Annotated in this window: 19 protein-coding genes; 17 read left to right on the top strand and 2 right to left on the bottom strand. The window is 40.9% G+C overall.

The features are described 5' to 3' along the window. Positions 1 to 160 precede the first annotated feature (160 nt). The 12 genes from Q4574_RS17940 (at position 161) to Q4574_RS17885 (ending at position 9898) form a co-directional block, all read left to right on the top strand. A complete protein-coding gene (locus Q4574_RS17940; protein WP_303476132.1) occupies positions 161 to 811 on the top strand; it encodes an OmpW family protein in 651 nt (216 codons plus the stop codon). Positions 812 to 1014: 203 nt separating this feature from the next. Further along, the gene (locus Q4574_RS17935; protein ID WP_303476129.1) at positions 1015 to 1686 is read left to right on the top strand and encodes a response regulator; all 672 of its coding nucleotides are present in this window, start codon (positions 1015 to 1017) and stop codon (positions 1684 to 1686) included. After that, positions 1687 to 2985 carry an ATP-binding protein gene (locus Q4574_RS17930; protein ID WP_303476127.1) on the top strand — a complete coding sequence of 433 codons (1299 nt, stop codon included), beginning with the start codon at positions 1687 to 1689 and terminating at the stop codon, positions 2983 to 2985. It abuts the gene before it with no gap. Positions 2986 to 3017: 32 nt separating this feature from the next. Continuing rightward, positions 3018 to 3362, top strand: coding sequence for a cupredoxin domain-containing protein (locus tag Q4574_RS17925; protein WP_303476308.1), 345 nt, complete (start codon positions 3018 to 3020; stop codon positions 3360 to 3362). Continuing rightward, complete coding sequence (locus Q4574_RS17920) at positions 3352 to 4110, top strand: hypothetical protein (protein WP_303476126.1); 759 nt, start codon at positions 3352 to 3354, stop codon at positions 4108 to 4110. The genes Q4574_RS17925 and Q4574_RS17920 overlap by 11 nt, the downstream gene beginning before the upstream one ends. After that, on the top strand, positions 4107 to 4820 hold the full coding sequence (locus Q4574_RS17915; RefSeq protein ID WP_303476123.1) for a hypothetical protein: 714 nt from the start codon (positions 4107 to 4109) through the stop codon (positions 4818 to 4820). Before Q4574_RS17920 ends, Q4574_RS17915 begins: the two co-directional genes overlap by 4 nt. Positions 4821 to 4937: 117 nt before the next feature. Continuing rightward, complete coding sequence (locus Q4574_RS17910; protein ID WP_303476121.1) at positions 4938 to 5393, top strand: TlpA disulfide reductase family protein; 456 nt, start codon at positions 4938 to 4940, stop codon at positions 5391 to 5393. 12 nt (positions 5394 to 5405) lie between these two features. Next, on the top strand, positions 5406 to 5630 hold the full coding sequence (locus Q4574_RS17905; protein ID WP_303476118.1) for a DUF4266 domain-containing protein: 225 nt from the start codon (positions 5406 to 5408) through the stop codon (positions 5628 to 5630). Continuing rightward, the gene (locus Q4574_RS17900; RefSeq protein WP_303476115.1) at positions 5621 to 6913 is read left to right on the top strand and encodes a DUF3570 domain-containing protein; all 1293 of its coding nucleotides are present in this window, start codon (positions 5621 to 5623) and stop codon (positions 6911 to 6913) included. The genes Q4574_RS17905 and Q4574_RS17900 overlap by 10 nt, the downstream gene beginning before the upstream one ends. A gap of 93 nt (positions 6914 to 7006) precedes the next feature. Next, positions 7007 to 7840 carry an FAD:protein FMN transferase gene (locus Q4574_RS17895; RefSeq protein WP_303476306.1) on the top strand — a complete coding sequence of 278 codons (834 nt, stop codon included), beginning with the start codon at positions 7007 to 7009 and terminating at the stop codon, positions 7838 to 7840. 165 nt (positions 7841 to 8005) lie between these two features. Continuing rightward, entirely contained in the window at positions 8006 to 8839 is an 834-nt protein-coding gene (locus Q4574_RS17890; protein WP_303476112.1) for an aminoglycoside 6-adenylyltransferase, read from the top strand. Positions 8840 to 8992: 153 nt separating this feature from the next. Beyond that, positions 8993 to 9898: a DUF6492 family protein gene (locus tag Q4574_RS17885; RefSeq protein ID WP_303476110.1), complete on the top strand. Its 906-nt coding sequence runs from the start codon at positions 8993 to 8995 to the stop codon at positions 9896 to 9898. A 113-nt stretch (positions 9899 to 10011) separates the two neighbouring features. Here the strand turns inward: Q4574_RS17885 and Q4574_RS17880 are convergent, their stop codons facing one another. Further along, positions 10012 to 10221, bottom strand: a complete 210-nt coding sequence (locus Q4574_RS17880; RefSeq protein WP_008846166.1) for a cold-shock protein — start codon at positions 10219 to 10221, stop codon at positions 10012 to 10014. A 454-nt stretch (positions 10222 to 10675) separates the two neighbouring features. Between Q4574_RS17880 and Q4574_RS17875 the strand changes: the two genes are divergently transcribed. Continuing rightward, a complete protein-coding gene (locus Q4574_RS17875) occupies positions 10676 to 12181 on the top strand; it encodes a S10 family peptidase (RefSeq protein ID WP_303476106.1) in 1506 nt (501 codons plus the stop codon). On the opposite strand, the gene Q4574_RS17870 is transcribed toward Q4574_RS17875, so the two are convergent. Beyond that, positions 12168 to 12962 carry an ABC transporter substrate-binding protein gene (locus Q4574_RS17870; protein ID WP_303476103.1) on the bottom strand — a complete coding sequence of 265 codons (795 nt, stop codon included), beginning with the start codon at positions 12960 to 12962 and terminating at the stop codon, positions 12168 to 12170. The genes Q4574_RS17875 and Q4574_RS17870 overlap by 14 nt on opposite strands. 93 nt (positions 12963 to 13055) lie before the next feature. Between Q4574_RS17870 and prmA the strand changes: the two genes are divergently transcribed. The 4 genes from prmA to purH all read left to right on the top strand — a co-directional run bounded on the left by prmA (position 13056) and on the right by purH (position 17400). Beyond that, positions 13056 to 13940, top strand: a complete 885-nt coding sequence (prmA, locus tag Q4574_RS17865) for a 50S ribosomal protein L11 methyltransferase (RefSeq protein WP_303476101.1) — start codon at positions 13056 to 13058, stop codon at positions 13938 to 13940. A 416-nt stretch (positions 13941 to 14356) separates the two neighbouring features. Further along, positions 14357 to 15349 carry a tRNA dihydrouridine synthase DusB gene (gene dusB, locus Q4574_RS17860; protein ID WP_303476099.1) on the top strand — a complete coding sequence of 331 codons (993 nt, stop codon included), beginning with the start codon at positions 14357 to 14359 and terminating at the stop codon, positions 15347 to 15349. A 29-nt stretch (positions 15350 to 15378) separates the two neighbouring features. Then, the gene (gene fis / locus Q4574_RS17855) at positions 15379 to 15672 is read left to right on the top strand and encodes a DNA-binding transcriptional regulator Fis (RefSeq protein ID WP_040523552.1); all 294 of its coding nucleotides are present in this window, start codon (positions 15379 to 15381) and stop codon (positions 15670 to 15672) included. A gap of 129 nt (positions 15673 to 15801) precedes the next feature. Further along, the gene (gene purH, locus Q4574_RS17850) at positions 15802 to 17400 is read left to right on the top strand and encodes a bifunctional phosphoribosylaminoimidazolecarboxamide formyltransferase/IMP cyclohydrolase (RefSeq protein ID WP_303476092.1); all 1599 of its coding nucleotides are present in this window, start codon (positions 15802 to 15804) and stop codon (positions 17398 to 17400) included. Positions 17401 to 17730: the final 330 nt, after the last annotated feature.

The following is a 17730-nucleotide window of genomic DNA, read 5'->3' as shown; positions in this document are numbered from 1 at the left end:
ACATTTGCTCGCCAATATCGATTTTTAGAAGCCTATTATAAAACTTTGATTTACATCAATGTTTTGAATCTTTTTGGTTGAGCCAGATCAATATCATAAAAATTCAATTCGGTAAGCTTTCTCCATCAAATTTAAACACATTATTTCGATGGAGAAACACATGAAAAAACTCGCAGTTTATCTAGCAGTCGCAGTCGCACTTGGTGCAACGAATGCACAAGCCTACACAACCGGTGATATGATCATACGTGCTGGTGTAACAACCGTTGCCCCAGACGAATCTAGCAGCAACGTTTTTATCGGCGGAGCGGATGTTGGAGTAGGTGTAAACGTTGATAATAACTCTCAATTAGGCTTAAATTTTGCGTACTTCCTATCTCCTAATTGGGCAATTGAAGTATTAGCAGCAACCCCTTTTGAGCACGATATTGGTTTAAATACCGTTGGTGCTTTAGGTTCCACTAAACACTTACCCCCTACTGTTTCAGCTAATTATCACTTTTTAGACGGTGATAGTGCCTTTCAACCTTATGTAGGTTTGGGCATCAACTACACTATTTTCTTCAGTGAAGATTTCACTGCTGCCAATCAAGAAGCTGGCTTTAGTGACCTAGAATTAGACGACTCTGTTGGTTTGTCTGCGCAAATTGGTTTTGACTATATGTTGGATGACAATTGGTTTGTTAACGCTTCTGCTCGCTATATCGATATCAGTACTGAAGCGACATTTACCAATGATGGTACTGCAGGCACAGTAGATGTGGATATTGACCCCTTTGTTTATTCACTCACCGTAGGTTATAAATTCTAAACCTGTTCAATACGCATGAAAGGGGCACACTAGTGCCCCTTTTTATTGGAGCTTGAAAACATCGATATTAGAAATTCGGTGTTAAGGCTAATTTAAGGTAAAGCTTCTATCATTATAGGGACAATCAATATGCAAATTTCGATGGAATTACTTTATTATCGATTTGCTACCCCGTTGCAGTTTATGAATAAGAACCAACTATTATGCGTATATTATTAGTAGAGGACGACCTTGCTTTATCTGAAGCCCTAAGCAAATCATTGCGCAAGCAAAGTTATGCCGTAAACTGTGTATTTAATGGCAAAGACGCCATAGCCGCGCTAGAGATAGATGATTGTAATTTATTGATTCTAGACCTTGGCTTGCCTGATATGGACGGATTAACCTTACTCGATAAAATCCGCAAACAAAAAAATACGATACCAACATTGATTCTAACTGCGCGGGACTCCACCTCGGATAAAATCCAAGGTTTGGACAAAGGCGCTGATGACTATTTGCCTAAGCCTTTTGAGATGTCTGAGTTATTGGCACGTTTGCGCGTAATGGAAAGACGGTTAGGCACCTCTCAACAATCTTTAGTAAGCTGCGGTCCGGTTAGCCTTGATATTACCCACCACTTACTGCTTATTAATAATCAGCAAGTAGAAACCTCTCGTCGCGAATTTACCTTGCTTAAGTCATTGATGGAAAACCTAGGGCGTATTCAATCCAAACAACAACTGGAATCCAAGCTTTATGAATGGGGTGATGAGGTGGCGAGCAATACAATTGAAGTGCATATCCATAACTTACGTAAAAAATTACCAAAGGAGTTTATTAAAACCGTTCGTGGTGTAGGCTACAGTATTAATCAACGATCCTACTGTGACTAAATGGATTCAATTCGCAAATATCTGACCCTACTTCTTATCAGTGCTATTGCGCTGATTAGCTTTATGGCTGCTTTGCAAGGATATCGCTCAGGTATGCAAATGTCGTCAGAGTTGTTCGATGCTGAATTAAAAACCCTTGCCCAAAGTATTACTAACTTACCCAATCAAATAAGCCATGCCATTGCCGCTTCCAATGAAGACTTGGCCATTCAAAGTTGGTCAGACAATGACTTAGTTTTACGCACCAGTAACGTCCCGTTGACTGCCATAGCTCCCTTTGAAGTGGGTTATTCTGACCAGAATTTTAATGCTCAACGATGGCGGGTATATGCCAGTTTCAATCAGCAAACTTCTTTATGGGTTTTTGTCGCTCAACCATTAAAAACCAGATTTGAGCTAACTGAGGAAATGATGATTTCGGCGATGACCCCATTTTTTCTAGCCATCCCGGTGTTAGCCCTTGCAATATTCCTTCTCGTTACCTACGGTTTGGCACCGCTACGAGAACTCACGACTCAGTTATCAAAACGTCGAGAAAATGATTTTTCCAACATTGCGCTGTCGCGAACACCTGCAGAATTACTGCCCACGGTGAGTACCCTAAATAGCTTACTGAGCCGCTTAAATTCAGCATTTGAGCGAGAAAAACAATTCGCCAGCCATGCCGCCCATGAACTAAGAACACCACTTAGCGTAATGAAAATAAATTTACATAATTTACAGCAGAGTCAGAGCGCTGAACACGAGGAAGTTGAGCAATTACAACAAGATACAGATAGAATGATTCACGTAGTTAACCAAATTTTACTGCTCAGTCGCACCAACCCTGAAATCATCTCTGCTAACTTTGATATCTGTGACCCCTTCAAAATTGCTCAAAAAGTGATATCCGATATCTATGTGAATATTGATAAGAAAAACCAAAATATTGAACTTAGTGGTGAATCCTGTGAATTTAGAGGCAATGAGTTTGCTGTATATACTTTGCTACAAAACCTGATTAGTAATGCCAATAAATACACGCCAGAAAATAGTGATATACGCATAAACATAAGCCTCAAGGATAAATGTCTAAGCATTCTTGTTGAAGATTCAGGAACGGGAATTCCCGAACACGAACAAATAAAGTCTACAGCGCGCTTTTATCGCGGTCAGAGTCATCAAAAAAGTAAAATTGAAGGGAGTGGGCTAGGACTATCCATAGTCGAGCAAATAGTCGCTATGCACAATGGCAAACTCAAACTAGGTAAATCAGACTTAGGTGGTTTAAGCGTGCTTGTTGAGCTCAATTCTGCATGAGTAAAGTGCGCCGTCATGAGCTTAAAAACATCATGCAAAAATTCATGATGTTAGTGTTACTTACCTTGTCGTTTAACGCCATTGCAATCGACGAAATTACTATTACCATTCGAAATCACCTATTTTACCCACCTGAAATTGATATTCCTGAGCACAAAAAAGTCAAAATTAACTTTATCAATCAAGATGACACCCCTGAAGAGATTGATAGTTTTGACCTCAATCGGGAAAAAGTTGTGTTTGCTAATAGCCGTTCGAGTATCTTTGTCGGCCCTCTAGAAGCGGGGAGATATCGTTACTTTGGAGAGTATCACCCGAATACGGCAATAGGCTTCGTGAATGTCGTGTCCACTGAGGAGCATCAAGATGCTAAGTAATACAGTGGTGCTGATTTTAAAAGATGCTTTACCAATATTTTGGTCAATAGCCATCCTAATTGTATTGATACCGAAGTGGCAGCACTGGCTGTATTTTGGCATTGTGAGTGGCATTATTGTTTGTTTACTTGTGTTCAATAACATCGGAATTATCTCTCAATACGCCGATGGTTTGGGGTTTGAGTTTCTAAAGATCCTGTTACTTATCATTGCTTACCTCATTGCTGTGGCCTTTTTCGTGAATAATCAGCTCAGGTACAGTTTATTAGCTGGGCTTTTGGCAGCGCTTTTCATCATTTGTATTATTATTCTAAATGCCAGTAATCTACTCCTGTTCTATGTCAGTTTCTGGCGTCTCAACGAACAGACTCATTCGCTATTTTTAGGTTTAATTTTAGGTATCGGTATCTGCACAAGCATCGCTACCTTGCTGGTATTGCTATTAAAACCCCTGCAAAAAGTCAAAGTAGCTCGCTACCTGTTTTTAGTATTTGTTGTCGGTCAATTCTCCCACATCGCCTACCTGTTGCAACAAACAGACTTAGTCACTTCACAACAAATTTGGAATAGCAAACAATTCATTTCAGATGAAAATGAAATAGGTCAGTTTCTTGCCACATTAATAGGTTATGAGTCATCTCCCACAGGACTATATATTTTGATCTACTTAATCGCGTTAATAACGCCAAATTTGCTAAGACTTTTTATCAATTCAATGAGAAAAGGGAAAAAGGAGTCAATGAAATGAGGCTTTTCAGTTTTTTGAGTTTACTCGCATCCCTAATATGTGAGCCACTAGCTTTCGCCGATGAAGGCTCAGTAGACAAAGTTTACCACCCCTACGTTTTACCCAATGAGCGCGAAGTGGAATGGCGATTTGCCTCTCGCCAGAATGATGATGGTAATTTACTTACCCAACGTTTGGCATTTGGAAAAGCGGTTTCAGAACATGTGATGTTAGAGTTTTATTTAGTCGGAGCCAGAGACGAATACGATGACTTTGATTTAGCATCATATGAAGTAGAGGCACGCTGGATGCTAACAGAGCAAGGTCAATATTGGGCTGACTGGGGTGCACTGTTTGAAATTGAGAAAGCCCATCACCGAGATCTTTGGGAAGCAACATCTGGTATCTTGATTGAAAAGGAGTTTGGCCAAACCAGTTTAACCACCAACTTTTTACTCGCCTATACATGGGGAAATGATAGAGATAGCGAAACCGAAAGCGAGATCATCCCTCAATTCAGATTAAAATATAGATACCGCTGGCACCCCTGGCTGCAACCTTCAGTAGAAATATATACAGGAGAAGACTTCGTTGGAATTGGTCCTGCATTTATGGGGATCCAGCGCTACCAAGGTCAAAAGCAATTAAAATGGGAATTGGGTTTTATTTCTGGTTTGAATGGCGATAGTAAAGATCATACTTTGCGCTTTGTTCTCGAGTACGAATTTTAACCTTGGTACTGTAAATTCGATTCACCAAGGCGAAAAACGTCCCTATTCATTGAGCTTAAGGTTCCCTTAAGGTTGATAACTTACCCTATAACCATTGTTGTTTAGAGTAAGTATTTTATGCGTCTTTTCTTGTTGACTTTGGTTCTACTTCTACCTTTTCAATCCAGTGCTTTACCTGCACCTGACTTTCAATTGCAAGACATTAAATTAAGTGATTACAGCGGCAAAGTAGTCTATCTAGACTTCTGGGCCTCATGGTGTAAGCCCTGCCGAAAATCGTTTCCATGGATGAATGAAATGACCCGTAAATACGAGTCTGAAGGATTGGTCGTTTTAGCTGTAAATTTGGATAAGGATGCTAAGTTAGCACAAAAATTTTTAAGCAAATACCCAGCTCAATTTCACATTGCGTTCGATCCCCACGGCAGTTTAGCCAGCCAATATAAAATTCCCGGTATGCCAACAAGCTACTTAATCAACAGACAAGGGGAACTGGTGGTCGCTCACAAAGGATTTCATATAGATAAATCCGCAACTTATGAACAAGAAATTGTCGCGCTATTAAAACAATAGGAGAACCTAAAAATGAAACGAAAATATACGATTTTTATTGCCATGATGGCATTACTGCAACTCGCAGGTTGTGCAAATTTAGGTGTCCAACCTTGGGAGCGTGATTTACTCGCAAAGGATGAAATGGCCCTTGATTCAGAAGGTGTCGATATTGGCTTAGATGATCACATCTACTTTAGTAAAGAAGCGACCAGTGGTGGCCGTTCATTTGCAGGCGGAGGTTGTGGATGCAACTAAAACAAAATAACAACGTCAGTGCTATTCTCGCCGCAGCTTCGTGTGCTTTGTTGGGTACGCCTGTGCAAGCACAAGACAAAGGTGATGAATGGCAGTTTGATACAGCCATCTTGTATTACGGCGAAACAGATCGGGTACAATTAGTTGAGGGAGTATTTAATGCCAATAAAGACTTCGGTGATGAACACTATTTTAATGGTAAATTGGTCATCGATACACTCACTGGCGCTTCTGCCTCAGGCGCGGTTGCGCAGTCTGGAGTGCAAACATTCACACGCCCTTCCGGCAACGATTCATATACAGTAGAAGGTGGCGAAACACCACTAGATGACACATTTAGAGATACCCGTGTGCAAGCTAGCGGACAGTGGACTCAGCCTTTAGCTGAAAATTACCGTATCAGCGCTGGTTTACAAGCTTCTAAAGAATATGATTATTTATCTATTGTCGGTAATGGCTCTTTAGATATGGACTTAAATCAGAAAAACACCACCCTATCGGCGGGTGTATCCTATGCGTTTGATAGCATAGATCCTGTAGGTGGGCGTCCAGTTGATTTTTCCAGCATGGTCATTGATAACGGACAATTCGATAGTACTGAAGCCTATCAACAAGCGTTTGATGCGACACGATTACAAGGTAGTGAACAAAAAGACACCATAGATTTGCTGTTTGGTGTCACCCAAGTAATTAATCGCCGGATGTTAATGCAATTTAACTATAGTTTGTCGATGTCTGATGGTTATCACAATGACCCGTACAAAGTACTCAGTATAGTTGACCAACAAGGTTTGACCCAAGACATAGTGCATGAATCTCGCCCCACAGAAAGAACCAAGCACAGTGTGTATTGGCAAACTAAATATGCTCTTGATCAAGGTGTAATGGACTTTTCCTATCGGTTTGCTACGGATGATTGGGAAATAGACTCCCATACAATTGACACGCGTTTTCGATATAACCTATCGGAAACCAGCTATATCCAGCCACACATTCGTTACTATCAACAGAATGAGGCGGAATTTTACAACCCCTTTTTATCCCAAGGAACACCTCTTCCTGAACATGCCAGCGCAGACTACCGACTCGGGAAAATGACCGCTATTACCCTAGGATTGAAGTACGGCATGCAGTTAGAAAACGGTAACGAACTGGCATTTCGTTTGGAATATTATCAGCAAACCCCAGAGAATGCCGGATTCGAGCAACCTGGGACATTAGCTGATGAAGACTTATATCCAGCTTTAAAAGCGGTCATTGCGCAGGTAAGCTACAGTTTTTAGCCGCTTGGTTGAGATCGACAAGAAATGCATAACACTAAACTGCCTTTCACGATAGAAAAGCGAGGCGACCATATTTGTGGTCGCTTTTCTGCGATGGCCAGTCCTTGTGAAATATTAGTGGACAGTACGGATACAAACCTAGCTAAAAAACTCACTAAAATGGCTTACACCGAAACCAAACGCATCGAAAACAAATATAGTCGTTATCAGAATAACAATTTGATGTTCCAGATAAACCAAAGTAACAATCGGCCTGTTGCAATTGATGCAGAAACGGCAAAACTACTGACGTTTGCAGATACCTGTTATCAAATTAGTGATGGATTATTTGATATCACTTCTGGCGTATTAAGAAAGGTTTGGAAATTTGATGGTTCCGATAACCTTCCGAAACAAGAACAAGTGACAGCATTGCTACCATTTTTAGGTTGGCAACGTGTTAAATACACCTCAGAGTCAATTACCTTACCAGTCGGTTTCGAATTGGACTTCGGCGGTATTGGCAAAGAATACGCTGTAGATTGCGTCGCCAAAACTTGCCAGAAAATCGCAGCACAGGTATCCGTTTTAGTTAATTTCGGTGGGGATATACAAGTTACTCAAGCCCGCAAAGATCATCCCTATTGGCAAGTAGGAATTGAGGATCCGAGCAATACTTCGGGAGGCATAGCCATGGTGAATATTGCCAGTGGAGGACTGGCAACAAGTGGCGATGCGAATCGGTACCTACTTAAAAATGGGGTACGCTATGGTCATGTTTTGAATCCTAAAACCGGTTACCCTATCCAACAGGCACCACGATCGGTAACAGTTGCAGCGCAACAATGTATTCAAAGTGGGTTACTCGCCACATTGGCACTATTGCAAGGCCAAAATGCCGAGCATTTTCTGCAGCAACAAAACTGCAAACACTGGTGTTTTTGGTAACCTCTTTTTTGTCCCCAACCTATTTACTCCTTCAAAAATTAATGCGATTCTAAAATGCTGCTTTGCATAGTAGAAAGGAGAAGCCGAAGGGATTGAAAATTAGGCTTGAATTCAACCCGCTGTATACCGAACAGCCAATTCAAGCCAGCGAAGGAGCATGCTTTCATGTCAAATATTCCAAGTTCTTTACTTGACCACCAACGACGTTTTTTAACGGAATTGATCGCACAAATATCAACAGATAATCGTTTTATGGGGTTAGCCCTATCTGGATCTGCTGCTGAAAATAAAGTCGATAGATTCAGTGATCTTGATTTAGTCATTGCTGTTGTACCATCTCAAGTTGAGCTGGTAATGCAGCAACGTGAGGCAATAGCAGCAAATCTGGGTACACTAGTCGCTTGTGCGACAGGAGAACATGTAGGGGAACCCAGATTATTAATTTGTCTATTCGATACAGTCGAGCCTTTACACGTAGATTTGAAGTTTGTGTCCATTGAAGACGCCCATCAGCGAGTAGATAACCCGTTAATATTATGGGAGATTGATAATTGCTTAAGCCATATATATGAGCAGGGCGAAGGGCATTACCCCATCCATTCTCCCCAATGGTTTGAAGATAGATTTTGGATATGGATGCACTATGGCGTAACAAAAGTAGCCAGAGGTGAACTCTACGAAGCCCTAGACTTTGTTTCCTTTATACGGCAAACAGTAATTGGTCCCTTAGGCATGTTTAATAGCGGGTTTGAACCCAATGGTCTTCGTAAAATTGAATTCAAACTACCCAAGTTATCTCAAAAGTTAGTCAAAACAGTGGCGCAAAATGACAAAAAATCGTTGTTTGTTGCGCTGGAAACCTTAGCCGAAATCTATATTTCACTCAGGCAAGCACACATCGAGCAACTTGAATTAAAAGATGCTGCTCAGCAATTGGCAATGACATACCTGTACAAAGAGGCTTCAACTAAAAAACTGCGCTCCGAGTTAAAAAAGTAGCACATAGGTTATAAGGTAAATTTAAGGCAATTCAATGGATTGCCTTTTCAGTCCAACCTCAAGTAAAGTAACCTAGGTAAGTAGTCACTGCCAATTTTAGGTAATAAGAGTCGTTTACAGTTAATACATCAGAAAATTTAATAGGATAATAGAATGACAATTGGTGCAATTTTACCATTGAGTGTTAGGGGCAGTTACGATGTAGATGACTTAGGTAGAACTGAAATCCTATTTAAAACCCTAGATGCGTTCTGCGAACCCGGCCTATTCTCTAAGTTTTTGATTGTAACTCCGCCAGACGAAGTACAAATAGTCAGGGAAAAAGTGCAGCGTTGGGCGCAGTTTAATCCGATTGTGATGTCTGAAGAAGATCTTGTTCCTGAATTGGCTAAACATCAACATATGCGCGGTTGGCGGAAACAACAAGTTGTCAAAATTGCTGCACATACACAATTCACTGATGAATTTTACATTACCTTTGACGCCGACGTAATTTGTTTAAAACCTCTGTCCATAGAAAAGCTGATTGATCAGGGTAAAGCGCTGCTGCAATACGAACCTCGAAGTTTTCATCCAAAATGGTGGAAGTCATCGGCGCGCCTTTTAAAAATGTCGGCAAATGTGGGCGACACATCCAAAGGAATGCATGTTACACCGGCAATACTGTCGACTAAATTGGCAAGCCAGTTAACCGAAGAATTAAGTGCCCTTTGGAAAAAAGATTGGGTAAAAGTGTTGTGTTCGTTACATAACCCTAAAGACCCCAGAAACTGGCGGATATCACGCTTTCTAATGCTTAAATGGACAGAGTATTCACTGTATTATTTGTGCGCGATGAAAAAAAATAATCTAGATAAGTTCCATATCACCGCAGGAAGTCAAAGCCACCCACAATTATTGCTGATCCATGATTCTCATCCCTACGAAACGTGGGATACGGCCAAAAGCTTTTCATCAGACTGCCCAGGGCTTTTCTGTGTAGTGGGTAGTAAGTCACGACTGGAGCCCAGTGAGGTATGGCAGCGGATTAGCCCATTTGTACCATCGAAACAAGATTAGCGAATAAGAATGGCATACCAAAGGCGTTAAAAAGACAATAAAAAAGGCAATCATTAGATTGCCTTTTTTGAGTTCTCTATCAATTCGTTAGATAAATCTAACGATAAATTGAATTAGATAACTTGAATGTTCTCAGCTTGAGGACCTTTTTGGCCTTGGCCGATAGTGAATTCAACTTTTTGACCTTCTTTAAGAGTCTTGAAGCCGTCACCAACGATTGAACGGAAATGAGCGAAAACATCAGGGCCGCCTTGCTGCTCGATGAAACCAAAACCTTTATCTTCATTGAACCACTTAACAGTTCCTACTACTTTATCAGACATATTATATCTTCCTGTAAAAATTAAATTGGGTGCCATAATTGGCAGGTTTAGCATAAAAAGAGACCGAACTTAAAAACGACAGGACGAAGAACAACGATATAACAACGAACATGTAGATCTTTAACGAGGTTTTCTTAGCTAGGGGCAGCATACCCTACTCTGAGATTCTGTCAAATTAAATCTGTTAATTAATTCAATAAAATCTGTTATTTAATTTATTATTGTACATTTTTAGTACAACAATATTAGTGTTATTGATTGGTGTTTCCGCACTAATATTGTTGAAAATACACTCAATTTTAATCTGTTATTTTCAACTCAATAAGAGCAGTTTATCATTAAACTCGCGATTCTTATGGTAAGCGAGCATTAACCGTATCCAAATCAGATTGGGTTGGGTAAAATGTTTATCAACAAACATTTTTTAACAAAAATAGATGATAAGTAGACTTAAATGAAAAAAATAATACTGATCCTCACCACAACGTTGTTTTTAACCTTACATGCGGATGCTAAAGAAGAATCAAGCAAGGAGGTAAAGCAAATTCCCGAAGCGCAAATGAGTGTTACTGAGCACAAAGGAAAATTTAACGGCACTACGGTTAAATACAAAGTAAGCGCAGGAGACAGTCACTTACTAGACGCAAAAGGTAAACCTAAAGCCAGCATATTCCATATCGCTTACACACGAACAGATGTAAAGAACGCCGAATCTAGACCTTTATTATTTGTATTCAATGGTGGCCCTGGTTCATCATCAGTGTGGATGCATATGGGGTTATTCGGACCCAAACGAGTGGTGTTGCCAAGTGATGCTGAACCCATGGGTGCGGCGCCATTCAATTTGAAAGATAATCCGTTAAGTCTGTTGGATATTGCAGATCTAGTCTTTATTGACCCCGTTGGCACCGGATTTTCCAAACCCCTTGGCGAGTATGAAGGTAAAGCGTTCTGGGGAGTTAAAGAAGATGCTGAAATACTGTCTGAATTTGTGCGAGTGTATATCACTGAAAATAACCGCTGGAATTCTCCTAAGTTTTTAGCGGGTGAAAGTTATGGCACCACCCGTGCTGGTGCAATGGTTAAAGAATTACAAGAAGGTTGGGGGTCCATTGATCTAAACGGAATTTTGTTGATTTCATCTATCATTGATTTTCAAACTGGAGACTTCACTGAAGGCAATGATTTACCCTATGTTACATTCTTGCCTACCTATGCTGCTACAGCTTGGTATCACAACAAAGTACCGAATAAATCACAGTGGAATAACTTGCAGGAGTTTTTAGCCGATACGCGTGATTTTGCCCTAAATGAATACGCATCGGTTTTATTGAAAGGCGCATTAGCTAAGCCTGAAGAAGTAAAAAATGTAGTTAACAAGCTGCATACTTATACCGGCTTAAAAAAACAATATATTGAACAATCTAAACTGCGGATTAGCGAATTTTTATTCATGAAGGAGCTCATGCGAGATGAAGGAAAGGCCATTGGTCGGTTAGACAGCCGTTATTTAGGTGAAGAGGCCAACATCGTAGCGGGCTACTTTGAAGCTGACCCGTCGTCTTATGCTATAGACGGGGCATATACAGCGGCCATACAGCATTACTTTGCCAATGATATTAACGTGAAACGGTCTGAGCAATACCACATTTTAAGTGGTGAAGTTTTCATGAGTTGGAATTGGTTGTACGAGAAGTCAGCACGCAGCCAAGGCTTTATGAACGTTACACCATTCATATCAAAAGGAATGCGTCAGAATAAAGATTTTAGAGTATTTGTGGCCAATGGTTATTACGATTTAGCTACGCCATTTTTCGCCACTGAACATTCTATGAATCACCACGGCATAGATCTTAGTCGTGTTACGATGAAATATTATGAAGCTGGCCACATGATGTATATTCATGAGCCCTCCTTTAAAGCTTTAGTTAAGGATATGAGAGCTTTTATTCTTCCGTAAAAGATGGCGTTGCGTGGCTTTCAGTAGAAACGTTAGAGCTGTAAAAGTGGTATTTTTTGCTTAACTCTACATACCTTTCAGAGGTTAAGTATGCTGTTAAACCTTGATCAAATTTAACTTGAATCTCAGGGTTGCGAAAGCCAACGCGATACATATTAGGCGAGAAAAGCTGATGAATGACCACCGGTTGTTGATTGGCTTTTTTTATGATTGTGCGACTTAAGTGATTGAATATATTAACATCTAGCACAATCGCTTGAGTCTTTTTACTAAATAATAGTTTTAGTTGACGCCCCTGATCAGGTATTTCTCTGTAGGCGGGATTAATAGAAGTCATTTTGGTAAAATCAGCCCCCAAGAGTTTGTAAGCAGATTGAAATCCAACAGTCGATATCTCAGACATGTCTGCAACACTATCGAGTTGGATATTGGATGAAGCTAAAGTCACAACCACATTCTGATATTGAATATAGGCATTCGAAAGATATAGTTGTTTAGCCTTACGCTTACTGCTCAAAGTGGCTACCGCATCAATATTGTTCATATTAAAAATGTCATATGATCGGCCGTAAGGTATCTGAACAAATTGAACTTCATAGCCAATGGTTTGCATAACATCGCGCAATAACTCAACCTCAAAGCCAGCTTTGGCGTTGTTCATCACATAAGGCGGCTTGTCCCAGCCAATGGCAACAAATAGGCTTTGTTGCGCCTGAACAAAATTTGGCACTATCAAATTTATCAGACAAAACAGCGCAATAAATAGGTTATTGTTTATCATGAAAAAACGTTGATTCCAAAATAGTTAAAAAAATAATAAGCCGATCTTTTCTGAACTTGATACTATTGTAAATTGACTTTTTAGGAAACCCAGATGCCTTGGATTCAACTAATAATCGACACACATGCAGAAAATGCAGAGCAGATAGGTAATATGTTATCGGCCAATGGAGCCCAAGCTGTAACTTTTACTGATGCTAAAGATACCCCTATGTATGAACCTAAGCCAGGGGAAGTTATGCTTTGGCCTGACACCCAAGTGGTTGGCTTGTACGATGCGGAATTCGATATGCAGCGCGTTGTATCCAAACTTGAAAAATCGAAGATTCTAGGCAAAGGGTTCGCCCATAAATTAGATCAACTGGAAGATAAAGATTGGGAACGGGAGTGGATGGATAACTTCCATCCAATTCAATTTGGAAAGCGACTGTGGATCTGTCCTAGTTGGCGAGACATCCCTGATCCTTCGGCAGTCAACGTGATGTTGGATCCCGGTTTGGCCTTTGGTACAGGTACTCACCCCACAACATCTCTTTGTTTGCGTTGGTTAGACGCTCTCAGTTTAGACAATAAAAGCGTTGTCGATTTTGGTTGCGGCTCGGGTATTCTGGGCATTGCGGCGTTAAAATTAGGGGCCGAATCTGTGGTCGGGATTGACATCGATCCTCAAGCACTGTTAGCCAGTATGGATAACGCTGGCAGAAATGATGTCGCTGATAAAATTAGCGTATTCTTACCTAAAGACCAGCCTGATTTACAAGCAGATATTGTTTTAGCTAATATTCTAGCCGGTCCGTTAAGGGAGTTGCGCTCCGTTATAACAGACTATTGTAAACCAGGTGGGTTACTCGTTTTATCCGGCATTTTGGCTAATCAAGCTGAAGAAATAGATCAACTTTATGCTGAAGATTTTGAGATGGAACCCATCGCAATTGAAGGAGATTGGGCAAGGGTGTCAGGTAAAAAAATGAATCGTTAAAATCCTTCTTAAGGGTTGTTTAATTTTGACAGACAAGCTCGTTTTTTAATTTAATTTGAAACTTCATAGCAGTATTTAACCATCTTGGTTTGACATAAAGCGCAAATTCAAAAATTTTTTTAAAAATAAAAACAGACCAATTAGTCCATTTGGAAAATTTGTAACAAAACTTCACCGATTGATATGAAATAACATAAGGTTTTGTTTAACAAATAATATTTCTTCAAATCAGCAGATTAAAAAACAACCCAAAGACTGGTCAGGCCATGGAAACCCTTGTCTGTCAAGATATTGAAAGCAAATAAATTACACTTTTGTTTAAAAATTAGCCTTTTCAAAACGGTCAAAAAACCGTAACATAGCGCCCGTTTTGACTAGCCGAACATTTAATGTTCAATATAAGGGCCTACTAACTCATGCAGATTGGTCAGTACGAATTAGACAATAATCTCATGTTAGCACCTATGGCAGGTGTAACAGATAGACCCTTCAGACAAATGTGTAAACGTTTGGGTGCTGGGCTTGTGGTGTCAGAAATGCTGTCTTCTAATCCGAAAGTTTGGAACACAGACAAATCAAAGCAGCGGATGGATCATACGGGTGAATCTGGTATTCGTTCCGTACAGATAGCCGGTGCAGATCCACAGCTTATGGCTCAAGCAGCACAATTAAATGTTAGTACTGGTGCTCAAATTATTGATATCAATATGGGGTGCCCTGCTAAGAAAGTGAATAAGAAGATGGCTGGGTCTGCGTTATTGCAATACCCAAAACTGGTTGAAGAGATTGTTCAAGCAGTGGTAAATGCTGTCGATGTACCCGTTACATTAAAAATTAGAACGGGTTGGAACCAAGATAATCGGAACGGTGTAGAAATCGCGAAGATTGCCGAAAACAATGGTATCCAATCTTTGGCAGTGCATGGACGTACAAGAGCCTGTATGTATAAAGGCAATGCAGAGTTCGAAACGATTGCCAAAATCAAGCAATCGGTATCGATTCCTGTTGTTGCAAATGGTGATATCAGCAGTGCGTTGAAAGCCAAAGAAGTGCTGGATATGACTAACGCTGATGCATTGATGATAGGTCGCGGTGCCCAAGGTAACCCTTGGATATTTCGCGAAATATTACATTACCTGAACACCGGCGCAGAGCTTCCCGCGCCAACTATTGATGAAGTTCGTAGCGTTATGCTTGAACACGTCAGTAATGTTCACCAATTTTATGGTGACTTTATGGGAGCCAGAATAGCCCGCAAGCATGTGGGGTGGTATTTAGCAGATCACGACAAGGAACGCGTATTTCGAGCTAAATTCAATTTAATCGAAGATGCTCAAGAGCAACTCGACCAATTGAATACGTATTTTGAAAAACTGGCAGAGTGTCATTCAATGTCACCTGCTGCTTAATTTTTTATCAACTAAAGAGCACGATGTTTATGTTCGATCAAAATGTGACTTCACCTTTCACTACTACAGTGACAACTCCATCTCAAACTCAAGCGCAAAAGCCTTTGAGAGACTCCGTTAAACAAGCTGTTAATAAATATTTGAGACAGTTAGATAACACTGACGTTGAAAATGTTTATGAATTAGTTTTAGCTGAGGTGGAAGCGCCTTTATTGGAAGAAATAATGACTTTCACTCGCGGTAACCAAACTCGCGCAGCTATCATGATGGGTATCAACCGTGGTACGCTTCGTAAAAAGTTAAAGCAATACGGAATGAACTAATGATCGGGGTTTCCCACGTTATGGTTCTAGTAACAATTTAATCTAAAGAGCACCTCATGGTGCTCTTTTTGTTTTCGCCATACCTGACTATTTGGTCAATTTAATCTTCACACAATCAAGAGTAAAAGAATGACATCTGCTAAACCCATCCGCCGCGCACTATTAAGTGTTTCAGATAAATCAGGCATAGTTGAATTTGCCACCTCTCTAGTTGAACAAGGAGTTGAGCTACTTTCCACTGGTGGCACTGCCAAACTGCTTGCTGAAGCCGGTCTTAATGTAACGGAAGTATCTGATTACACTGGTCATCCAGAAATTATGGCCGGTAGGGTTAAAACATTACACCCAAAAGTTCACGGCGGTATTTTAGCCCGTCGCGGCATCGATGAAGCTGTGATGCAAGAAAATGACATTCAAGCTATTGACCTAGTAGTTGTCAATCTATATCCATTCGCTGCAACCGTAGCTAACGACGACTGCTCTTTAGAAGACGCCATCGAGAACATCGATATCGGCGGCCCAACAATGGTTCGTGCTGCAGCTAAAAATCACAAAGATGTGACCATAGTTGTGAATGCTAAAGATTATCAGCGGGTTCTGTCCGAAATGTCTGAAAATGAAGGTTCATTAACCTACAAAACCCGTTTTGACCTAGCCATTGCAGCTTTCGAGCACACCGCAGAATATGACGGCATGATCGCCAACTATTTTGGCGCGCGCCTAGACTCCGAATCTTGCGATGAAGATTGTGGTCACCAACACAGCGAATACCCGCGGACTTTCAATATTCAACTGAGCAAAAAACAAGATCTTCGCTATGGTGAGAACAGCCATCAATCGGCTGCGTTTTATGTGGAAAATCAGATTCAAGAAGCATCCGTTGCCACGGCTAAGCAATTACAGGGCAAAGAGTTATCATTTAATAACATTGCTGATACGGATTCAGCTTTAGAATGTGTAAAAGAATTTTCAGAACCCGCTTGTGTGATAGTGAAACATGCCAACCCATGTGGAGTCGCCTTAGGTGATGACTTGTATACCGCTTATGACCGAGCGTACAAAACCGATCCTACTTCTGCATTTGGCGGTATCATAGCGTTTAACCGTGAGTTGGATGCCAAAACCGCTCAAGCTATTGTTGATCGTCAATTCGTGGAGGTGATTATTGCCCCAGTGGTAAGCAAAGAAGCCATTGAAATTGTCGCAACCAAGAAAAACGTGCGTTTATTGGAGTGCGGCGATTGGACTGGTCAATTAACTGATGGTTATGATTTTAAACGCGTCAATGGTGGCTTATTAGTGCAGGAGCGCGACTTTGGAATGGTTGAAGAGCAAGACCTGACCGTTGTAAGTAAACGCCAACCAACTCCAGAGCAACTAAAAGACCTCATGTTTACCTGGAAAGTGGCCAAATATGTTAAATCTAACGCGATTGTTTATTGCAAAGATAGCATGACAATTGGTGTGGGTGCAGGACAAATGAGTCGCGTTTATTCAGCTAAAATAGCAGGCATCAAAGCTGCAGATGAAAACCTCGAAGTAAAAGGTTCAGTAATGGCTTCAGATGCGTTCTTCCCATTTAGAGACGGTATCGATGCGGCCGCGGCGGCTGGCATTGTAGCGGTCATTCAGCCAGGCGGTTCCATGCGAGACAATGAAGTTATTGCCGCGGCAGACGAACACGATATAGCCATGGTGTTTACCGGTATGCGTCATTTTAAACACTAGGTATCTATAATTTCTCGAAGATAAAAATCCGGCCGCTGCCGGATTTTTTATGCCATTTTAAATTCCATGGCCTAAAGACCAGGCTACAAAACGCTACCCTGTAGGCGGGTGCTTTAGCCCCGTGAATGCAATTTAAATCCCACATTAAGACCCATGGCCTAAAGACCAGGCTACAACCGCTACCCTGTAGGCGGGTGCTTTAGCCCCATAAATGCAATTTGAATCCCACTTTAAATTCCATGGCCTAAAGACCAGGCTACAACCGCTACCCTGTAGGCGGGTGCTTTAGCCCCGTAAATGCAATTTGAATCCCACATTAAAACCCATGGC

The organism is Aliiglaciecola sp. 3_MG-2023 (genome assembly GCF_030548205.1).
In the GTDB taxonomy this organism is placed as follows: Bacteria; Pseudomonadota; Gammaproteobacteria; order Enterobacterales; family Alteromonadaceae; genus Aliiglaciecola.
Note: the sequence above shows the minus strand (reverse complement) of the source record. Positions and strands in the feature narration are given on the sequence as shown.